Source organism: Kitasatospora cathayae (assembly GCF_027627435.1).
GTDB classification, from domain to species: Bacteria; Actinomycetota; Actinomycetes; order Streptomycetales; family Streptomycetaceae; genus Kitasatospora; species Kitasatospora cathayae.
On the sequence record NZ_CP115450.1, the window covers coordinates 1,201,139 to 1,221,166 of the forward strand.

Here is a 20,028-nt window from a genome sequence, read left to right on the forward strand (position 1 = left end):
GTTACCGCCTGCTCCTCGTCATTACGGTCATGGGAATCACGGTCGTCGGAACCATCGGAAACCATGCGCCTCACACCATCCCCGGAAACCCGGCGTCCTGGTCCGGATCCACGCAGTTCGGGTCGTCCCAGAACAGGGTGACGCCGTCCTGGGCCTGGGCTGCCCGGGTCACCTTGCGGTGCCGGTGGACGGCCTCCGGCAGTCGGGCCAGTGAGCGCGGGCGCTCGCGACGCAGGGCCTCGACCACGTCCGTCGGGGCGCCGGGGGCTCGGCGCCACAGCATGGCCGGGACGCCGTCGAACACCATGGCGTCGAGCACGGCCGCGCGCACCCCGGGGTCGAGCTCGTCGTACGGGGTGTCGAGGCCGAGGCAGGCCAGGGTGGGCCGGCCGTCGAGCCAGCCGGGGAGGTCGGCGGCCCGTTCGGGGTGCAGCGGCGGCCAGCCGATCCGGTCGACGGCCTCGCATTCCATCGTCTCGGCGAACAGGTGCTCCCACCGTTCGTACCAGGCGGGCGTCTGCAGCCACGGGTTGATGTAGCGGTCCAGGGAGCGGACCACGACCGGGTGCAGCAGCCCGAGCCGGTACCCGCCGGGGGCCGGGGACCACAGCTCGGCGCTGTGGCCGAGCAGTGCCTTGGGCAGCAGGAACTCGATCCGCACCGGGCTGCGCCTGCTCCTGGCCAGCTCGGAGAACAGCTCCTGCCAGCCGGCCAGTCGGGCGCTGCCCTCGGTGACGAGGTCCTCCTTGGCGAGCGAGTCGCCGGCGACCAGGTCGTTGAGGCGTTCGATCGGCCCGCCGGCCAGTGGCTGCCGGTAGTAGGAGGCCCGGAGGTGGTAGCGGCTCGCCTCGATGTGCTCCGGCGTCTCCGGGTCCAGTCGGATCTGCACGATGAGGCGGCCGGCGGCCCCCTCCCGGGGCTCCGGACGGGGGACCGCGACCCTTCTCAACAGCACGCCCAACTCGGCGAGTTGGGGGTGCCGGAGAGCCAGCTCCGGATCCCTGACCAGGCCGTCCAGGAAGGACAGCGCGTAGCCGGCGTCGGGGCCGCCGAAGTGGTCCAGCAGCCGGCCGAGGATCTCCGGCAGGGTCGTGCGCTCGTCGATCCGGTGCCGACCGGGCGCGCGCGGGGGCACGTGGGCGAGGAGGCGCTGCGGGCCGGGCGGGGGCGTCAGCGCGCGCAGCAGGGCGATGACGCGCAGCAGGACCTCGGCGGGCAGGCCGGTCTCGGCGGTCAGGGCCAGCACCGCCAACTCCAGCCAGGGCAGCGCGCCGTCGTACGGGTCGTGGGCGCGAAGCGCCTCGCCGAGCACGCCGAGCACGGCCCGGGGGTCGCGGGCGCGGGCGATGCTCCGCAGGATCTCCCGGACGTGCTCGCGGGCGGTGTCGGCCTCCTTGACGTCCAGGTGGAACAGCCGGGAGGACGGGGCGCGGCCCATCGTCTCGAGGACGCCCTGCCGGAACTCCCGCCGGGAGATCGCCCGGAAGTCGAACAGGATCTCGGCCAGCAGGTCCTCGGCCGCCTCGATCGGGGGCGCGGCGGACCGCCCCTGATCGACGGCGGCCCACGGTGACCAGCCGCCGTACGCGCCTCCGCTCATCGCCCTACCTGCTCCCCCGACCGTCGGCCACCGGCCCGCCGGCCACCCCTCCGCCCGTCGCCGGTCCTCCCGCGAAGTGTTCGCCCGTCGCCCGTTCGACCAGGGACCGGAGCCGGTCCAACGCGCCGTCGTACGGGGCGAGTTCCGCCAGCGCGGCGTACAGCGCGCGCAGCGCCGCCGAGGCGTCGCGGTGGTGGCGGCAGCGGCTCACGATGCGGAACAGGTGGTCGCGCCGGTCGGAGCGCTCCTCGACCTCGAAGGAGTGCGGCAGGCCGAGGTGTTCGCCCATCCGCTCCAGCAGGTCGAACCGCCCGTCGGCGCGCGCGGTGTACCGGACGGCCATCAGCGCCGCCACCAACTCGGTGTCGCTGGGCGACGGTTCGGGGGCGACCAACTGAACCACCGGCCCGAGGAAGGCGATCAGTGCCGCGAGCGGCACGTACCAGCCGCCCAGGTCCTGCTTGTAGGAGCGGCTGCCCTTGAGCACGCCGCACACCAGTCCGTCCGACCCGACCAGCATGCTGCCGCTGAACCCGGGCTGCACGAATCCGCCGACTCTGGTTAACTCCCCTGACCGACCGACGACTTGGAGCGCGACCGTGTCGGGGTTGACCCCCGGCGAGGGGGTGGCCTCGGAATGGCCCAGGGCGGTCAGCCAGCTGCCCGGCTCGGCCTCGCCGCCCGCCAGCGGGGCGACCGGATGGCCGGTGCCGGCCGCCGCCGGGACGTCGAGCAGCGCGAGGTCGGGGAAGGCCTCGAACGGGCCGGTGCCCGCGGTGTCGGGCTCGGCCCGGACGGCCCCGGGCAGCACGGGGTAGGTGCTCGACTCGTGCCGGACGACCAGTCCTTCGGCCACGCCGCGCCGGTCGAGCACGACGTGCGCACAGGTGACCGCCAACCCCGGGCCGACCAGGAAGCCGCTGCCCCGGAAGCCGTTCGCCGCCTCGATCCGGACGGCGCAGCGGTGCAGCGCCTCGGCGCGGGCACGATCGAGATGCGGGCCGGTCACTCCGCGGCAGCGGGGGTGGCGGCCTCGGCACCCTCGGCCACATCTCCTCCGCCCGCCCGCTCCCGGCGCGCCGCAAGGTCCCAGGAGAGCTTGACGGTCAGCCCGGCCTCGCTCCCGGCCTCCGCGATGATCCCGAGCAACTGCCCCGACTTCACTGCCAGTTTGAGCCCGAACTCGACCTCGAAGGAGTCCGGCGCCCCGGCCCCGCCCTGGGTGATCGTCTCCGCCGCCCAGCGCCCGATCCCCTGCACCGTGCCGCGCACCTGGTCCAGCGACAGCGCCACCGCGGACCCGACCCGGGCAGCCCGGTCCCGCAGGCCGACGTCCCCGAAGCCGTCCTCGTCCCCGACCGCCTCGAAGCCGACCTCGCCGATGACCTCGGCCCGCACCGTGGTGCCGTCCCCCAGGTCGATCGTCTGCACCGTCACGTCCCCGGCCACGCCGCTCCCCTCCCGAACGTCCGAACTGCGCGCCGGAACCACGGACCCGAACAGCACGCCCGAACCGTCGTCCCCACCCGCAACAACCCCGACTGCGCGCGCCAGGATACCGCGACCACACCACCACCCACCGTTACGGGGTCGGACACCTCATGCCCCCGCCCGTCCGCCAGGGCGCAGCCACAGCCGCACCGCGCCGTCCCACCGCGCTGCCCGCCGCATGGGCGCACGACGCGGCCAGCCCTCCGATCCACACCGGCGGACCGGGCCGCTGGCCGTGCCGGACACCAGCGTCACGTCGCGGACCGACCCCACGCCGGCGGAGGTCGGCCGACGATGGCGCTCGTGAGGTCGAGGCTGTGTTCCGTGGCTGTCGGTGGCCAGGGTGTGCTCCCGGTACCCGCCCCCCGCACTACGGCAGTCGAGCCAATCGGTCCAGCATTCGATCCGATCGGCCGGGCGGACGGCACCGGCGGACGGACGGTCGGCCCGGGGGAAGCGTTACTCGGTCGGCGGCAGTTGGGTGTTCGGTCCGGACCGAGTGCGAGTGGCACCGGAGTTGCGCGGCGGCAGCCGTTGACTCTCCTCCGGCTTGGCCTCCCCCATCTCCCCGACCGTCGGGATCTGGTCCGGTGCCGGCAACGGCGGGTGGGACCTCTGCCGCGTCGGAGCGGCGGCTCCGCGGTAGCGTCCGGGCCAGCGGCCCTGACGGTCGGGTGGGACGACGGCGCTCATCGACTGCCCTCTCGTAGTTCTGCGGGACGAACCATCGTCGTGCGGGAGGCACCGCTTCTGCGGCGATTCACGCTCACCGGTGCGTCACGAACCGGCGCGCGGCCCGGACCGGACGCCAGTTGGGACGGACCGTCACGCGAAGCGGGAGCTCCGCACCGGGCCGGCGGAGTTGATGCGGTCGCGCGGGCCTGTGGCGGGCCAGTCGGTTGCGCGGGTGGCGAAGGCCGTGAGGGTGTCGTCCGGGTCGGGCGGGGTCTGGCCGTCGCCCTCCGGGGCGGTCGGGGTGGCGGCCAGGATCGCCTCGGCGAGTTCCTCGGCCGAGCGCCGGTCGGGCTCGGCCTCCTCCGGTTCGCCGTCCTCGCTGAACTGCAGGCCGGGCTCCCACGGGGCGTTCACGATCTGTCCCAGCAGGGTGGAGACGTCGGCGGTCACGGCGGGCGGGTCGGTCCAGCAGGTGGCGTGCTCGAAGAGGAGCTGGCCCTCCGTCCGCTCCCGCAGCTGCGCCACCTCGGCGGGATCGCACTCGTTCAGGTCGTACGCGACCACCAGCACCCCCGGCGCCCCCGGCTGGAACGGCGCCGCCGGCACGCCGAGGAGCTGCGCCGTCGCCAGTCCGAGTGCCCGGCTGCCCCGGTCGGCCAGGAGCCCGACCGAAGCGGGCTTGCGGTCGGTGGCGGCCAACACGGCGCGCAGACGCTCCAGACCGTGACGGCAGTGCCCGAAATCGTCCTGGAGGTAGGCCCAACGGCCGGTCATGCCCTGGTCGAACCCGTGCGGCGAGAGGGTGGTGAGCAGGCCACCGGTGAGCACGTAGTGCCAACCGCGCAGGTCCCGGTCGTCGACCGGCGGCAGGGCCGCGGCCCGGTCCAGCATCCGCCCGACCCGCTGCCCCGGGCCCACCCAGACGCCTTCCGGGGCCGACAGCGCCGCGTACACCTCACGGGCCAGCGGGATCTGACCGCTCGTGATCGCGTTGTAGACCGTCAGGTACCGGTCCGGCCAGTCGCCGAGCCGGGCATCGTGCTCACGCAGCACGGCCAGTGCCTCGGTGTGCCGCCCGCAGCCCTCCAGGGCGGAGACCAGCTCCAGCAGCACCTTGCGCAGACCGAGCTGCTGGGCGGCCTGCGGCTTGGGCCTGCGGCGGAACAGGCTGGTGCGCGCCGGGGCGGCGGGCGGCGCCTCGACCAGCCGCAGCGCCTCCCGCAGCGCGGGGACGGCCACCGCGTCGATGCCACGCTCGACGCAGGCGTAGCCGTAGGCGTAGAGCCGGTCGGCCTCCCCGGGCCTGGCCGCCAGCGCTGTCGAAGCCTCCGCCAGATCCTCGAAGCCCGCGCCCTTGGCCAACTCGGCCACCAGCGGCGCGACTTCGGCGGGCGGGAGCCGGTCGGCGGCGGAACGCAGCGTCCGCATCGCTCCCTGCGAGTCGCCGGACTCGAAGAGCTCCCAGGCTTCGGACAGTTCGGTGGTCATGTGTCTCCGGGGGTTGGGGGTGTCAGGACTCAGGATGATCGTCGACCGACCACCGTCCGGGCAACTCGGTTTTCACCGGCGCGCGCCGGACCGCAGCGGCGCCCTTGAGGTGCGGCACGGCCTTCCAGACCAAGGGCGGCGACTACGTGGTGTTTCGAGGCCCGCTGACGGGGCCGCCGACCGGTCGGCGCCGGTTGCTAGGCACGCAGCATGCGGTCCCGCACCGTGGCGGCCTCCGGCACGCCGAGCCGGGCGAAGATCGCGTGCGCGTCCTGGAGCCGGGCCAGGCCCTGCGCCGACCGGTCCAGCCGCAGCAGGGCCTCGCCGAGGGCCGCGTTGGCGAGGCCCTGGCAGTAGGCGGCGTCCAGTTCCTGTCCGAGGGCGAGCGCCTCGGCGGCGGCCTCGGCGGCCTCCGGGGCCCGGCCCACGGCCACCAGGCCGGCTGCGAGGCGAGCGAGCGAGTAGCCCTCCCAAAGCTGGTTCTGTTGGGAGCGGTAGAGCGTCAGTGCCTCGCGCAGGCAGTCGACGGCTTCGCCCGGCACCCCGATCGTGTCCAGCACGACGCCGAGCTGGTAGAGCGCGTGGGCGAGAGCCACGGTGCTGCCCGTGGCCCGGGCCGCCTCGACCGCGGCTCGGGCCGACAGGATTCCTGCTGCGGGCTGCCCGGAGCGCACATAGGCCCTGGCCATGTTCGCCAGGATCCGGGTTTCAATCACGGCGTCTCCGGAGCTCCGACTGATCTCCAGCGCCTGGTGGTAGAGCGGCAGGACGTCGCCGGGCCGGTCGGTGGTGCTGAGCACGACGGCGAGTCGGAGGGACACGATCGCCCGCAGCCGCGTGCTGTTCTCCGGCCCCAGGTGATCGAGGCTCTGCCGGTAGGCCTCTTCGGCTTCCCGGTACTCCCCCGCCATTGCGTACAGGTCGCCCTGCAGGTAACGGATCCGAGCCAGCAGAGCGGGATCGCGCTCGTACTGTGCCGCGCGCACCAGGACGGCCCTCAGCTGCTGGGTCGGCTCCCAGGAGGCCCCCAGCAACTCGTGGAGCGCGACGACGAGTTCCACTGCCGGCAGCACCGGCCCGCTCCCGAAGAACGCGGCATCGACGGCACCGAGGATCAGGGGCCGCTCGGCGGTGAGCCAGTCCCGGACGCCTTGGCTGCCGCCCGCCAGTGCGAGGGAGGAGACGGGCGGGTCGTACAGCGGATCGGGCAGTTCCTCACCGAGTTCCAGCTCCCGTGCCGCCTCACGCACGGTGGCGAGCAGGAGGTCGAGCAGCCGGAGCAGCGCGGCCTTCTGTTCGTCGGCGTCGCCGGTGCGCTCGTTCTGCCGGTGCGCGTAGAGCCGGAGCAGGTCGTGGAAGCGGTACCGCCCGGGGGTGTGGCTGTCCAACAGGTTCGCCTCGACCAGGCTCTCGGCCAACGCCTCGGCGGGCTCCTCCGGCAGGTCCAGCAGTGCCGCGGCCGCGAACAGCGGCAGGTCGGACGAGTTGACCACGGAGAGCAGGCGGAAGGCGCGCGCTTCCTCAGGCGACAGCTGGCCGTAGCCCAATCCGACCGTGGTCTCCACCGCCAGGTTCCCGAGCTGCAGTTCGTCGAGTCGGCGCCGCTGGTCGGCCAGCCGCCGCGCCAGATCGGCGACGCTCCACCGCAGCCGGCTGGCGAGCCTGGCGGCGGCCACCCGCACGGCGATCGGCAGCAATCCGCAGGCGACGACCACCGCGAGGGTGGCTTCCGGCTCGGCGGCGGCCCTGGCCTCGCCGACGATCGCGGTGAACAGCGCCACGGCCTCTTCGGGGGTCATCTCCTCGACGTACCAGACGGACGCGCCGGGCAGTTGGGACAGCCGCGAGCGGCTGGTGACCAGGACCACGCTGCCGGAACCGCCGGGGATGAGCGGCGCGACCTGGCCGACGTCCCGGGCGTTGTCCAGCACGATGAGCATCCGCCGGTCGGCCAGCACCGAACGGTAGAGCGCGAGGCGCTGCTCGTACGAGTCCGGGGGCTCGTGCACGCCCAGTGCGTACAGGAAGTCACCCAGCACGACCGTCGGATCGGCCGGAGTCTCACCCGCGCCGCGCAGATCCGCGAACAACTGACCGTCCGGGAAGTCGGCCCGGGCGACGTGGGCGGCGTGCACGGCCAGCGTGGTCTTCCCCACCCCGCCGATCCCGCACAGCACGTGCACCGGCACCGCCGGTCCGGTCGGTCCTCCTCGCAGAGCCTCCGCCAGAGCGGCGAGCAGGGCATCGCGCCCGGTGAAGTCCGAGACCGTGGAGGGAAGTTGCGCCGGGGGTGGCGGGGCCGCGGGCTCCGCCTGGCGGACTTCCGCGGCCGGCTGGAGGAGCGAAGGGTCGGCAGCGAGGATCCGGGCATGCACGGCGGCCAGCCCGGCTCCAGGCTCGACGCCGAGTTCCTCGATCAGCAGCCTGCGGGTGTCGGTGTAGACGCCGAGGGCCTCGGCCTGGCGCCCGGCCCGGTACAGGGCGACCATCAGCAACTCGCGCAGCCGCTCGCGCAGAGGGTGCTCGCTGGTCAGCTCGGTCAGCTCGGCGATGATCTCGACACCGGCGCCCAAGGACAGTTGGGACTCGAAGCGCAGCTCCTGTCCGGCGACCCAGCTCTCCACCAGCCTCAGCCGCAGTGCGTCGATCCTGGGTCCGGGTATGCCCACGAACGGTCGACCGCCGCTCTCCCACAGGCCCAGCGCTGCCGTGGCCGCCCGGACGGCACGGGCGTGGTCCCCCGCTGCCTGGGCCGACCTGGCCTCGGCGAGTCCGTCCTCGAACACGTGCATGTCGACGGACCGCCTCGGCAGGCGCAGCACGTAGCCGTCGCTCGCACTGACGAGCCTGCTCGCGGGCGCACGCACCTCCCGTGCGGGTTCCAGCACAGACCTGAGCCGTGACACGTACGTGCGCAGCGCGGCTACGGCCTGCACCGGCGGGCGGTCCCCCCAGAGGCCCTCGACGAGTTCCTCGGTCGACACCCGCTGGCCGAGCTGTGCGGCCAGCATCGCGAGCACGGCCTGCTGCTGGGGCGAGCCGAGGGAGATCGGGGTGCTTCCCCGCCAGGCCTGTACCGGTCCCAGCAGCGAGATCCGGGGCTCCTCCCGGGCGGACGACATCGGGGCGGTCCGGACGGCCACCGCGGTCGGCTCGCCCGCAGCCGGGCCCGGCTGCTCCGCCGGGCGGCCGCCCTGCTGTTCCCGTCGCAGCCCCCAGGCCTGGGCGGCCCGACCGGACCGTTCCAGGGCCTCCTCCAACTGGGTGCGGAACTGTTCGTCCTCGGGGAACTCGGCCACCAGCGCGCGCAGTCCGGGGAGCACGGCCTCGGCCCGGCCGTCCCGCAGGTCGGCGTCGTTGCGCAGGACCAGTGTCTCCAGATGCAGTTCCTCCAGGCGGCGCCGTTCGGTCTCCAGCCGCCCGTGGGTCCGTACGCCGCCCAGGGCCGGGCCGCTCCAGCATTCCAGGGCCTGTTTGAGCAGGGCGGATGCCTGCCCCGGTCGTCCTTCGGCGAGGGCTTGGCGAGCCTCGGCGGTGAGCTTGTGGAACCGGGTGACGTCCACGTCCTTGGGGTCGATGTCGAGCGAGTAGCTCTCCAGTCGCGCGTGCCAGGAGACGGTCAACGGGGCTGCAGTCGTGCGCAGTCGGCTCACCACGGAGTGCAGTTGTGCCCGGGCGTTCATCGGGGCGTCATCGCCCCAGACGTCGAGGACGAGCTGTTCGACGCCGACTGGCTGCCCGGGCATGAGCAGCAGGGCGGCGAGCAGGGCCCGGCCGTTGGAACCTCCGGCCTTCACGGTCGTGCCGTCGACGGTCAGCGTCACGGGCCCGAGCAGACGGGCTTCGATCGTCACCATTCCTCCTCCAGCGCGTCGGAGAGGATCAGTTCGCGTTGCCGCAGCAGTTGTTCCGGCACCCGCGCGTACTGCCGCTCGCAGCGCGCCACTTCCTCGTTGAGGAGTGCGAGGGCGCGTTCGCGGCGGCCGGTCAGGAAGAGCGCGGTGGAGAGCAGTTCCACGATGACGTCGTTGCCCGGGTGTTCGAGGTTGAGCTGCTGGAGGTCGAGGGCGGCGTCCGAGAACGCTCCGGTCCTCATCCGCAACCGGGCCGCCCTGGTCCGGACGTCCTGGCAGAGGTCGACCAGCCCCTGGCGGATCGCACGTACGTAGGGGGTGGGTTCCAGGTCCGCCAAGGGTTCACCGCGCCAATGGGACTGGGCCGCGACGCACATCCTCAGGGCCCCTTCTAGGTCACGCAAGCCCTCCAGTTCCCGCCCCCGGTCGGCCAGCCGCTGGAAGGCGAGGGCGTCGACCGCCTCGGCGTCGACGCGCAGGGCGTAGCTGGCCTGTTCGCGGGAGTGTCCCGGGTAACTGACCAGTTCTGCCGAGGGGGCGCCGGCCGGGGTGTGCTCCCTGAGCCGTCGACGCAGGTGGTGGACGTGGACCTGGATGGCGTCGATGGCGGTGGCGGGCGCGCCAGTCGGCCAGAGCCTGTCCCGGATCACGGCGACCGGGACGGCCTGCGAGCGGGCGAGCAGCAACAGGGCCAGCACGGCCCGCCGTTGCGGCGGCCCGAGGGTGACCGGAGCGCCGCCCCGACGGGCGCTCACCGGTCCCAGCAAGAGGAACTGAAGGTCTGTCGCCACTCCGGCACATTAACAGAGCACTCAGTGGCCGTTAAGTGACTTGGCAGAGTTGCCGTTTCGCTCTTGTTTAGCCCTTGCCGGGATACTGGATCCAGACGCCGTGTGACTTGTCCAGTCCGACGTCCGTTGCAGGTGGGAGCCCTCGGGGGTGGTAGCCCGAGGGGTCTCGCCTTCTCGTGTTTCCCCCAACACTGTTGTGGCGAATCAGATGTGAGCTAGCGTCAGTCCTGTCGTACGACGACCTGACGGTTCACCCCTCCTACCAAGGGGTTCGCGGGCTCCGCCCCGTCCGCCGTGCGCTGTGGAACGAATCGGACTGGACACCTCACACCAAAGGAACCGAGCAGCATGCAAGTTCAGACGTCCGCCCTTCTCACCGCCGGGGTCGTCTCCCTGGCCTTCTTCGCCCTGGTGGGCGCCCTCGTGTGGATGCTGCGGGGTACGCGGCGCCCGGTGGCCGTGCTGGCCGTGGTCGTCACGCTCCTCGGGGCACTACCCACGATCCTGTACGTCTTCTCCGTGATCGCCGCTCCGGCGAGCAGCACCGGCTGACCCACCGCCCAGCCGGCACCACACGAAGGACCCGAACCGCGCGCGCCGTGCCGCTCCCTCCTGACGGAGCCTCCCGGCGTGGCGCGGTTCGGGCGTTTCCGCTTGAGCATTTCCGCTGAGCGTTTCTGCGCAGAGCGGCCTGCGGTGGGGTGAAGGCCGGGTGTTTGGTGCGCAAAACCGTGCTCACGATTGACATGAACCGCCCTTAGCACCAAGCTGCTCTTTCGAAACTGCTCAAAACCAGCGTTCTTCAAGCATCTTGGATCATCCGATCAAGCACGCACGAAGGCGGTAACTGCGGTGGACAAACGTGTGCTGGCCCTCGTCTCGGCGTGCGCCCTCGGTGCGCTCGCCCTCACCTCCTGCGGCAGCGGCGGCAGCGGTGCGGGCGGCGGGACCGACGCCGACGGCAAGGTGACCCTCAAGCTGGTCGCCGCCGACTACGGCGACAAGGAGTCCAACAGCTCGAAGGCCTACTGGAACAAGCTCGCCGCCGCCTTCACCGCGGCCAACCCGGACATCAGGGTCGACGTCCAGGTGGTGAACTGGAACGACATCGACAAGCAGGTCAAGACGATGATCCAGAGCGGCAACGTGCCGGACGTCCTGCAGACCGGCGGCTACGCCGACAAGGTCGCCGACGACCTGCTGTACAAGGCGGAGGACGTGCTGTCGCCCGGCACCCGGGCCGACCTGATCGACAGCTTCGCCCGGGCAGGCCAGGTCAAGGGCGTGCAGTACGGCATCCCGTTCGTCTCCTCCGCCCGCGCCCTGTTCTACAACAAGGCGCTGTTCCAGCAGGCGGGCATCGCCCAACCGCCCACCAGCTGGGAGGAGTTGCGCAAGGACGCCGAGCAGCTCAAGATCAAGGTGCCCGGCGTCACCCCGTACGCGCTGCCGCTCGGCCCGGAGGAGGCCCAGGGCGAGAGCATGATCTGGGAACTCGGCAACGACGGCGGCCCCACCGGCAAGGACGGCGCGTACACCCTGAACAGCCAGGCCGACATCGACACCTTCCGCTGGCTCAGGGCCAACCTGGTCGACCCGGGCCTCACCTACGCCAACCCGGCCACCACCGACCGCAAGACCGCGTTCGCCGACTTCGCGGCCGGCAAGGCCGCCATGCTCAACGGCCACCCCTCGCTGATCCAGATGGCCCAGGCCGGCAAGGTCGACTACGGCGTCGCACCGATACCCGGAAAGACCGGCCCGCTCGCCTCCACCCTCGGGGTCGCGGACTGGATGATGGCCTTCAAGAAGAACGGCCACCGCGACCAGATCAGGAAGTTCCTCGACTTCGCGTACACCAAGGACAACCAGCTCGCCTTCGACGAGACCTACAACCTGATGCCGGTCACCCAGAGCGCGCTGCACGAGCTGACCACCGACGGCAAGCACCAGGACCTGGAGCCGTTCTTCGCCCTGCTGCCGCACGCCGTCTTCTACCCGCTCGGCGACACCACCTGGGACGCGGTCTCGGCCGAGCTCAAGAAGTCCGTCGGCAGCGCCGTCTCGGGCGACCCGGCCAAGGTGCTGGGCGACCTGCAGAAGAAGGCCCAGGACGCCGTCGCGAACAAGTGACGGCCGACGCCATGGTGACCCCCGACTCCCCCGCCCGGAAGGGCCGACGGCCGGGCCGGCTCGGCCCGCTGCCGTGGATCGCCCCGGCCGTCCTGCTGATCCTCGCCGTCGTGCTGTGGCCGGTGTACGAGATGGTCCGCACCTCGTTCCTGCGGGTCAGCACCAGCGGCTTCGTCCGCGGCTCCGCCGGGCTGGACAAGTACCGCAAGCTCTTCGGCGAGGCCGACCTCGGCCACGTGCTGCTCGCCACGGTGGCCTGGACCGCCGCCGTGGTCGCCCTGACCATGCTGCTCTCGCTCGGCCTCGCCCAGCTGTTCAACCAGCGCTTCCCCGGCCGGCGCTACGCCCGCTGGGCCCTGATCGCCCCGTGGGCGGCCTCGGTCCTGATGACCTCGATCGGCTTCCGCTGGATGCTCGACCGGACGGCGGGCGTGCTCAACACCGCGCTCACCGACCTCGGCCTGGTCGACGGCCCGCGGGACTGGCTCGGCGACCCGTCGACGGCCTGGCCCTGGATGGTGTTCGTCGCGGTCTTCGTCTCCCTGCCGTTCACCACCTACACCCTGCTGGCCGGCCTGCAGACCGTCCCCGGCGAGGTCTACGAGGCGGCCAGGGTGGACGGCGCCTCGCCCTGGCAGGCGTACCGCCGGATCACCCTGCCGCTGCTGCGCCCGGCCTTCCTGGTCGGCCTGGTGATCAACCTGATCAACGTCTTCAACTCCTTCCCGGTCATCTGGGGCATGACCCAGGGCGGCCCGAGCAGCGACACGGCGACCAGCACGGTGTTCATGTACCAGCTGAAGGACACCGACATCGGGGAGTCCGCAGCGATGTCGGTGGTCAACTTCGCCCTCGTGGTGCTGATGGTGCTGGCCTTCCTCAAGGTCAGCCGCTGGAACCAGGAGGAGAGTTGACGATACGTCGGGCGTCCCGTCGGAAGCCCCGCGCCCTGGCCCTCGCGGGGGCGGCCTGGCTGCTGGCCGCGGTCTTCCTGTTCCCGTACCTGGAGATGGTCGTCACCGCGCTGCGCCCGGCCGACGAGCTGCGCGACGCGACCTACCTGCCGAAACACTTCGCCTGGTCCAACTTCGTCGACGTCTGGCGCGACTCCACCCTCGGCGGCAACCTCCGGGTCACCCTGCTGGTCGCCGGCGGCTCCACCCTGCTGGCGCTGCTGGTCGCACTGCCCGCCGCGTACTACACCGCCCGGGTCCGCTACCGGGGCCGCCGGCTGTTCCTGCTGCTGGTCCTGGTCACCCAGATGTTCCAGCCGACCTCCCTGCTGGTGGGCCTCTACCGCGAGTTCTACCAGCTGGACCTGCTCAACTCGGTCTGGACGCTGATCCTCTGCAACGCCGCCTTCAACCTGGCCTTCGCCGTCTGGATCCTCACGGCCTACATCTCCTCGATCCCGGTGGAGCTGGAGGAGGCCGCGATGCTGGACGGCCTCGGCCGGCTCGGCGCGCTGCGCCGGGTGGTGCTGCCACTGGCCCTGCCGGGCGTGGTCACCGCGGTGATCTTCACCTTCATCTCCGCCTGGAACGAGTTCGTGATGGGCCTGACCCTGTCCACCGACCCGGGCAGCCAGCCACTCACCGTCGGCATCAACAGCTTCATCGGCAACTACACCGTCCAGTGGAACTACCTGTTCGCCGGCTCGGTCGTCGCGATCGTGCCGGTGGTGGTGCTGTTCGCCCTGATCGAGCGGCCCGTGGTCTCCGGACTGACCGCCGGATCGGTCAAGTGACCGCACCCGTACGCAGGTTGAGCCACCCACCCCGCGAGTCGACAGGAGAACCCCCGTGCGCCTGCTCCGACCCCACCTCCGAAGGGCCGCCCTCGCGGCGGCCCTGACCAGCCTCGCCGCCGTGGCCGGCCCCGCCCTGCCCGCCCGCGCCGCGGCCCCCGGCTCGGCCGTCCTGGACGGCAGCCACCAGAGCACCAGCTGGCAGAGCCCCGCCTACGCCAAGGGCACCCTCGGCGGCCCCACCTCCTGCCCGACCGCCGCCCAGGACCCGGACAACGCGGTCTGCAGCCGCTTCGACCTGACGGTCAACGTCCCGGACGGCTACTGGAACGACAACCCGGAGGGCGGCGTCCCGATCTCCATCCAGTGGCAGAACCCCACCGACGACTTCGACCTCTACGTCTACGACGCCAACGGCAAGGAGGTCGCCGAGAGCGCCGGCACCGCCGACCCCGAGGCCACCGTGATCCCCAAGGCCTCCGGCACCTACCACGTCCTGGTCGTCCCGTACGACGTGCACGGCGGCTCCTTCACCGGCCGCGCCTACCTCCCGCAGACCACCGACGCCGGCGACCTCACCTCCTTCGCCGGCGGCCAGGGCAGCTACGACATCGCCGCGGGCACCCTCAAGGCCAAGGTCGACTTCCTCGCCGACGACCAACTGCGCCTGCGCGCCGCCCCGGACGGCGACATCAGCGACCCGGTGGGCAGCACCATCATCCGGCAACAGCCCGAACCCCAGCGCGACACCTCCTCGTTCGACGCCGGCGACTACTACGGCATCCGCTCCGGCCACCTGGTGCTGCGGGTCTACAAGCACCCCCTGCGGTTCGGCCTCTACCAGGCCGACGACCGCACCGCCATCTGGCAGGAGGACGAGCCGCTACGGTGGTCCACCAGCGGCCTGCGGCAGAGCCTGGTCCGCGGCGCCGACGAGCAGTTCTTCGGCGGCGGCGAGCAGAACGGCAGCTTCTCGCACCGCGACCAGACCGTCCACGTCGCCAACAACACCAACTGGAACGAGGGCGGCTACAACAACTCCCAGCCGTTCTACGTCTCCAGCGCCGGCTACGGAGTCTTCCGCAACACCTTCGCCCCGGGCATCTACGACTTCGGCTCCCCGGTGCGCACCGGACAGCAGGAACGCCGCCTGGACGCCTACTACTTCACCGGCGACGTCAAGTCCGTCATCGGCGAGTACACCGCGCTGGTCGGCAAGCCCTTCATGCCGCCGGTCTACGGCCTCGAGCCCGGCGACTCCGACTGCTACCTGCACAACGCCAACCGCGGCGAACGCCACACCACGGACGCGCTCAAGATCGCCGACGGCTACGTGCGGAACCAGATGCCGCTCGGCTGGATGCTGGTCAACGACGGCTACGGCTGCGGCTACGAGAACCTCCCGCAGACCGGCGAAGGCCTGCGCAAGGACCACGCCCAGCTCGGCCTCTGGACCCAGAACGGCCTGCCCAACCAGGCCGAGGAGGTCAAGGCCGGGGTCCGGGTCCGCAAGCTCGACGTCGCCTGGGTCGGCAACGGCTACGGCTTCGCACTGAACGCCTGCGACCAGGCGAAGGCCGGCATCGAGGACAACAGCGACGCCCGCGGCTTCGTCTGGCTGCCGGTCTCCTGGGCCGGCGCACAGCGCTGCGGCGTGCTCTGGAGCGGCGACCAGAGCCTGTCCTGGGACTACATCCGCTGGCAGATCCCCACCTACGCCGGCGCCACCATGTCCGGCATCGCCTACAACACCGGCGACGTCGGCTCGATCTTCCGCCGCGATCCCCAGATGTACACCCGCGACCTGCAGTGGAAGGCCTTCCTGCCGACCATCATGACCATGGACGGCTGGGCCAGGGACATGACCGGCAAGCAGCAGCGCGACCAGCAGCCCTGGCTGGACGGCGAGCCCTACACCTCGATCAACCGCAAGTACCTGCAGCTCAAGGAGCGGCTGCTGCCGTACATGTACACCCTGTCCGCCGAGGCCACCCGCACCGGCATCGGCGCGGTGCGCCCGCTCGCCCTCGAGTACCCGCACGACCCGGCGGCCCTCGGACCGAACGCCGAGTACGAGTTCCTCGCCGGGCCGGACTTCCTGGTCGCACCGGTCTACTCCGACACCTCGGTGCGCAACGGCATCTACCTGCCCGAGGGCACCTGGACGGACTACTGGACCGGACGCACCTACCAGGGCCCCACCACCATCAACGGCTACTCCGCCCCGCTCGACACCCTGCCGCTGTTCGTCAAGGGCGGCGCGATCGTCCCGATGTGGCCCCAGGGCACGCTGTCCTGGCAGAACCGCGACCGCGGCGAACTCGACTACGACCTTTACCCGCAGGGCGACTCCTCCTACACCCTCTACGAGGACGACGGCGTCACCCGCCAGTACGCGGCCGGCTCCTCGGCGACCCAGCAGGTGGACGTCCACGCGAACCCGGCGGTCACCACCATCGAGGTGGGTGCCAGCGAGGGGAGTTACACCGGCAAGCCGGACGCCCGGTCCTACCGCTTCACCGTGCACGGCCAGTCCGCCCCGCGGATGGTCGTCACCCAGGGCGGCCCGCTGCCCCACCTGGACTCGGCCGCCGAGCTCGACTCCGCCGACTCCGGCTGGTACTTCGACCAGGCGACGGGCGTGACCCACGTCAAGACCGAGCGCGTCTCCACCAACGACGGCTTCTCCCTCCACCTGATCCACGGTGGCCGCTGACCGTTCCTGAACATGCTCCGCGGACAAGGCCCGGAAACGCGAAGAACCCCCATCCGGAATCCGGATGGGGGTTCTTCTGAAGAATTGTTCGGCGGCGTCCTACTCTCCCACAGGGTCCCCCCTGCAGTACCATCGGCGCTGTGAGGCTTAGCTTCCGGGTTCGGAATGTAACCGGGCGTTTCCCTCACGCTATGACCACCGAAACACTATGAAACTGTCGACCCGCCGACAAGGCAGTCGTTGTTTCAGAACAACACAGTGGACGCGAGCAACTGAGGACAAGCCCTCGGCCTATTAGTACCGGTCAACTCCACCCCTCACAGGGCTTCCATATCCGGCCTATCAACCCAGTCGTCTACTGGGAGCCTTACCCTCTCAAGGAGGTGGGAGTGCTCATCTCGAAGCAGGCTTCCCGCTTAGATGCTTTCAGCGGTTATCCCTCCCGAACGTAGCCAACCAGCCATGCCCTTGGCAGAACAACTGGCACACCAGAGGTTCGTCCGTCCCGGTCCTCTCGTACTAGGGACAGCCCTTCTCAACACTCCTACGCGCACAGCGGATAGGGACCGAACTGTCTCACGACGTTCTAAACCCAGCTCGCGTACCGCTTTAATGGGCGAACAGCCCAACCCTTGGGACCTACTCCAGCCCCAGGATGCGACGAGCCGACATCGAGGTGCCAAACCATCCCGTCGATATGGACTCTTGGGGAAGATCAGCCTGTTATCCCCGGGGTACCTTTTATCCGTTGAGCGACGGCGCTTCCACAAGCCACCGCCGGATCACTAGTCCCTACTTTCGTACCTGCTCGACCCGTCAGTCTCACAGTCAAGCTCCCTTGTGCACTTACACTCAACACCTGATTGCCAACCAGGCTGAGGGAACCTTTGGGCGCCTCCGTTACCCTTTAGGAGGCAACCGCCCCAGTTAAACTACCCACCAGACACTGTCCCTGATCCGGATCACGGACCCAGGTTAGACATCCAGCACGACCAGAGTGGTATTTCAACGGCGACTCCACAACAACTGGCGTTGCTGCTTCACAGTCTCCCACCTATCCTACACAAGCCGAACCGAACACCAATATCAAGCTATAGTAAAGGTCCCGGGGTCTTTCCGTCCTGCTGCGCGAAACGAGCATCTTTACTCGTAATGCAATTTCACCGGGCCTATGGTTGAGACAGTCGAGAAGTCGTTACGCCATTCGTGCAGGTCGGAACTTACCCGACAAGGAATTTCGCTACCTTAGGATGGTTATAGTTACCACCGCCGTTTACTGGCGCTTAAGTTCTCAGCTTCGCCTAGTCGAAACTAAGCTAACCGGTCCCCTTAACGTTCCAGCACCGGGCAGGCGTCAGTCCGTATACATCGCCTTACGGCTTCGCACGGACCTGTGTTTTTAGTAAACAGTCGCTTCTCGCTGGTCTCTGCGGCCACCCCCAGCTCAAGGCGCAAAGCCCGTCACCAGGAATGGCCCCCCTTCTCCCGAAGTTACGGGGGCATTTTGCCGAGTTCCTTAACCATAGTTCACCCGAACGCCTCGGTATTCTCTACCTGACCACCTGAGTCGGTTTGGGGTACGGGCCGCCATGAAACTCGCTAGAGGCTTTTCTCGACAGCATAGGATCATCCACTTCACCACAATCGGCTCGGCATCAGGTCTCAGACTATATGTGAGGCGGATTTGCCTACCCCACGTCCTACACCCTTACCCCGGGACAACCACCGCCCGGGCTGGACTACCTTCCTGCGTCACCCCATCGCTCACCTACTGCAGACTTGGACCGGCGGCTCCACCACTTCCCTTCACCCGAAGGATCCGGGACGGCTTCACGGCCTTAGCATCACCTGGTTCAGCGTTGGCGCTTCAAAGCGGGTACGGGAATATCAACCCGTTGTCCATCGACTACGCCTGTCGGCCTCGCCTTAGGTCCCGACTTACCCTGGGCAGATCAGCTTGACCCAGGAACCCTTGGTCAATCGGCGCAAGAGTTTCCCACTCTTGTATCGCTACTCATGCCTGCATTCTCACTCGTATACCGTCCACGACTCGATTCCTCGGCCGCTTCACCCGGCACACGACGCTCCCCTACCCATCACAGCCCCCGTTAGGAGTATTGCTGCAATGACACGACTTCGGTGGTGTGCTTGAGCCCCGCTACATTGTCGGCGCGGAATCACTTGACCAGTGAGCTATTACGCACTCTTTCAAGGGTGGCTGCTTCTAAGCCAACCTCCTGGTTGTCTCTGCGACTCCACATCCTTTCCCACTTAGCACACGCTTAGGGACCTTAGTCGGTGTTCTGGGCTGTTTCCCTCTCGACCATGGAGCTTATCCCCCACAGTCTCACTGCCACGCTCTCACTTACCGGCATTCGGAGTTTGGCTAAGGTCAGTAACCCGGTAAGGCCCATCGCCTATCCAGTGCTCTACCTCCGGCAAGAAACACGTGACGCTGCACCTAAATGCATTTCGGGGAGAACCAGCTATCACGGAGTTTGATTGGCCTTTCACCCCTAACCACAGGTCATCCCCCAGGTTTTCAACCCTGGTGGGTTCGGTCCTCCACACGGTCTTACCCGCGCTTCAACCTGCCCATGGCTAGATCACTCCGCTTCGGGTCTTGGGCATGCAACTCAACCGCCCTATTCGGACTCGCTTTCGCTACGGCTACCCCACACGGGTTAACCTCGCTACACACCGCAAACTCGCAGGCTCATTCTTCAAAAGGCACGCAGTCACGGCCAGCCGGCAAGCCGACTGACGACGCTCCCACGGCTTGTAGGCACACGGTTTCAGGTACTATTTCACTCCGCTCCCGCGGTACTTTTCACCATTCCCTCACGGTACTATCCGCTATCGGTCACCAGGGAATATTTAGGCTTAGCGGGTGGTCCCGCCAGATTCACACGGGATTTCTCGGGCCCCGTGCTACTTGGGAGATGAGCAAGCAAGCCGTACAGATTTCGTCTACGGGGGTCTTACCCTCTACGCCGGACCTTTCGCATGTCCTTCGACTACCCATACGGTTTCTGACTCGCCCAGCCGCCGGCAGACGACTGAAGCTCATTCCCACAACCCCGCATTGGCAACCCCTGCCGGGTCTCACACCAATACGGTTTAGCCTCATCCAGTTTCGCTCGCCACTACTCCCGGAATCACGGTTGTTTTCTCTTCCTGCGGGTACTGAGATGTTTCACTTCCCCGCGTTCCCTCCACACTGCCTATGTGTTCAGCAGCGGGTGACAGCCCATGACGACTGCCGGGTTTCCCCATTCGGACACCCCCGGATCAAAGCTCGGTTGACAGCTCCCCGGGGCCTATCGCGGCCTCCCACGTCCTTCATCGGTTCCTGGTGCCAAGGCATCCACCGTGCGCCCTTAAAAACTTGGCCACAGATGCTCGCGTCCACTGTGCAGTTCTCAAACAACGACCAGTCACACACCCTCAACGATCCGAAGACCACCTCGAGTGAGGCCGGCAACCATGAGGCAACTCCCGTTCCCTCAGGACCCAACAACGTGCCCGACACA

General features: G+C 69.3%; 11 protein-coding genes, 2 rRNA genes and 1 pseudogene. 5 read left to right on the forward strand and 9 right to left on the reverse strand.

Features of this window, described 5'->3' with window-relative positions; genetic code table 11:
• Positions 1-70: 70 nt before the first annotated feature.
• The 7 genes and pseudogenes from O1G21_RS05660 to O1G21_RS05685 form a co-directional block, all read right to left on the reverse strand.
• On the reverse strand, positions 71-1,600 hold the full coding sequence (locus O1G21_RS05660; RefSeq protein ID WP_270141327.1) for a VMAP-C domain-containing protein: 1,530 nt from the start codon (positions 1,598-1,600) through the stop codon (positions 71-73).
• 4 nt (positions 1,601-1,604) lie between these two features.
• Positions 1,605-2,609: a S1 family peptidase gene (locus O1G21_RS05665; protein WP_270141328.1), complete on the reverse strand. Its 1,005-nt coding sequence runs from the start codon at positions 2,607-2,609 to the stop codon at positions 1,605-1,607.
• Positions 2,606-3,049 (reverse strand): CU044_2847 family protein, encoded by a 444-nt coding sequence (locus O1G21_RS05670; RefSeq protein ID WP_270141330.1) that lies wholly within the window; start codon positions 3,047-3,049, stop codon positions 2,606-2,608. Before O1G21_RS05670 ends, O1G21_RS05665 begins: the two co-directional genes overlap by 4 nt.
• Positions 3,050-3,229: 180 nt before the next feature.
• Positions 3,230-3,323, reverse strand: a pseudogene (locus tag O1G21_RS41325) (LLM class flavin-dependent oxidoreductase); the annotation flags it as partial.
• A gap of 593 nt (positions 3,324-3,916) precedes the next feature.
• A complete protein-coding gene (locus O1G21_RS05675; protein ID WP_270141332.1) occupies positions 3,917-5,254 on the reverse strand; it encodes a tetratricopeptide repeat protein in 1,338 nt (445 codons plus the stop codon).
• 197 nt (positions 5,255-5,451) lie between these two features.
• A complete protein-coding gene (locus tag O1G21_RS05680) occupies positions 5,452-9,111 on the reverse strand; it encodes an AfsR/SARP family transcriptional regulator (RefSeq protein WP_270141333.1) in 3,660 nt (1,219 codons plus the stop codon).
• Positions 9,105-9,863 (reverse strand): AfsR/SARP family transcriptional regulator, encoded by a 759-nt coding sequence (locus O1G21_RS05685; protein WP_270141335.1) that lies wholly within the window; start codon positions 9,861-9,863, stop codon positions 9,105-9,107. The genes O1G21_RS05680 and O1G21_RS05685 overlap by 7 nt, the downstream gene beginning before the upstream one ends.
• A gap of 384 nt (positions 9,864-10,247) precedes the next feature.
• On the opposite strand from O1G21_RS05685, the gene O1G21_RS05690 reads away from it, so the two are divergent.
• The 5 genes from O1G21_RS05690 to O1G21_RS05710 all read left to right on the forward strand — a co-directional run bounded on the left by O1G21_RS05690 (position 10,248) and on the right by O1G21_RS05710 (position 16,495).
• The gene (locus O1G21_RS05690; protein ID WP_270141337.1) at positions 10,248-10,451 is read left to right on the forward strand and encodes a hypothetical protein; all 204 of its coding nucleotides are present in this window, start codon (positions 10,248-10,250) and stop codon (positions 10,449-10,451) included.
• A gap of 300 nt (positions 10,452-10,751) precedes the next feature.
• On the forward strand, positions 10,752-12,032 hold the full coding sequence (locus O1G21_RS05695; RefSeq protein ID WP_270141339.1) for an extracellular solute-binding protein: 1,281 nt from the start codon (positions 10,752-10,754) through the stop codon (positions 12,030-12,032).
• 11 nt (positions 12,033-12,043) lie between these two features.
• Positions 12,044-12,946 (forward strand): carbohydrate ABC transporter permease, encoded by a 903-nt coding sequence (locus O1G21_RS05700; protein ID WP_270141340.1) that lies wholly within the window; start codon positions 12,044-12,046, stop codon positions 12,944-12,946.
• Positions 12,943-13,779, forward strand: coding sequence for a carbohydrate ABC transporter permease (locus tag O1G21_RS05705; protein WP_270141342.1), 837 nt, complete (start codon positions 12,943-12,945; stop codon positions 13,777-13,779). Before O1G21_RS05700 ends, O1G21_RS05705 begins: the two co-directional genes overlap by 4 nt.
• Before the next feature lie 55 nt (positions 13,780-13,834).
• The gene (locus tag O1G21_RS05710) at positions 13,835-16,495 is read left to right on the forward strand and encodes a glycoside hydrolase family 31 protein (RefSeq protein ID WP_270141344.1); all 2,661 of its coding nucleotides are present in this window, start codon (positions 13,835-13,837) and stop codon (positions 16,493-16,495) included.
• Between the two features lie 86 nt (positions 16,496-16,581).
• On the opposite strand, the gene rrf is transcribed toward O1G21_RS05710, so the two are convergent.
• A 5S ribosomal RNA gene (gene rrf / locus O1G21_RS05715) occupies positions 16,582-16,698 on the reverse strand.
• A 71-nt stretch (positions 16,699-16,769) separates the two neighbouring features.
• Positions 16,770-19,889 (reverse strand): 23S ribosomal RNA (locus O1G21_RS05720).
• Positions 19,890-20,028: the final 139 nt, after the last annotated feature.